At 72.7% G+C, this 1,365-nt stretch carries 1 protein-coding gene; it reads left to right on the plus strand.

The window, feature by feature from the left end:
• Positions 1 to 199: 199 nt before the first annotated feature.
• Positions 200 to 1,318: a GuaB3 family IMP dehydrogenase-related protein gene (locus tag ACFUEL_RS39725; RefSeq protein WP_344552002.1), complete on the plus strand. Its 1,119-nt coding sequence runs from the start codon at positions 200 to 202 to the stop codon at positions 1,316 to 1,318.
• Positions 1,319 to 1,365: the final 47 nt, after the last annotated feature.

Genomic DNA, 1,365 nt, shown 5'->3' on the forward strand with positions numbered 1-1,365 from the left:
CAGGGCGAACATGTCCGACGTGAAGTTCACCGACTCCTACCGGGGCGTCACGGTGGGGCGCGGCGACGGACAGGGCGTGATCTCGTACCGTCCGGGGCCGGGCGCGCCCCTGGCGGGGCAGGTGGGGGCGAGTACGGGATACTTGGGGCGTGGCCGGGGTGACCCGGTCGGGAGATGGAAAGCAGCAGAAGGGCTCGAAGTGACTGAGATCGAGATCGGGCGAGGCAAGCGCGGCCGCCGGGCGTACTCCTTCGACGACATCGCCGTCGTCCCCAGCCGCCGTACGCGTGACCCGAAGGAGGTCTCGATCGCCTGGCAGATCGACGCCTACCGGTTCGAACTGCCGTTCCTGGCCGCGCCGATGGACAGCGTGGTCTCGCCGCAGCAGGCCATCGCGATCGGGCAGCTCGGCGGCCTGGGCGTGCTGAACCTGGAGGGGCTGTGGACGCGGTACGAGGACCCGCGCCCGCTGCTGGAGGAGATCGCCGCGATCACCGACGAGGCGGCGGCGACCCGGCGCCTGCAGGAGGTGTACGCGGAGCCGATCAAGGCCGAGCTGATCAAGGAGCGGATCAAGGAGGTCCGCGACTCCGGCGTCGTGACCGCCGCGGCGCTCTCGCCGCAGCGCACCGCCGAGTTCTCCAAGGCCGTGGTGGACGCCGGCGTCGACGTGTTCGTCATCCGCGGCACCACCGTCTCCGCCGAGCACGTCTCCGGCGCGGCCGAGCCGCTCAACCTCAAGCAGTTCATCTACGAGCTGGACGTGCCGGTGATCGTCGGCGGCTGCGCCACCTACACCGCCGCGCTGCACCTGATGCGCACCGGCGCGGCCGGCGTGCTGGTCGGCTTCGGCGGCGGCGCCGCGCACACCACCCGCGGCGTGCTGGGCATCCAGGTCCCGATGGCCACCGCCGTCGCGGACGTCGCGGCCGCCCGCCGCGACTACATGGACGAGTCCGGCGGCCGGTACGTGCACGTCATCGCGGACGGCGGCGTCGGCTACAGCGGCGACATCCCCAAGGCGGTCGCCTGCGGCGCGGACGCGGTGATGATCGGCGCCGCGCTGGCCCGCGCCACCGACGCGCCCGGCCGGGGCTACCACTGGGGCATGGAGGCCGTCCACGAGGAGCTGCCGCGCGGCAAGCGCGTGCACCTGGGCACCGTCGGCACCACCGAGCAGATCCTGGCCGGCCCGTCGCACACCCCCGACGGCACCATGAACCTGTTCGGCGCGCTGCGCCGGGCGATGGCCACCACCGGCTACACCGAGCTCAAGGAGTTCCAGCGGGTCGAGGTCACGGTCAACCCCGGTCGCTGACACCCCCGCTGAGCCCCCCTCAGCACCCCCGCTGAGTCCCCGTGATC

Source organism: Kitasatospora sp. NPDC057198 (assembly GCF_042670125.1).
Classification (GTDB): Bacteria; Actinomycetota; Actinomycetes; order Streptomycetales; family Streptomycetaceae; genus Kitasatospora.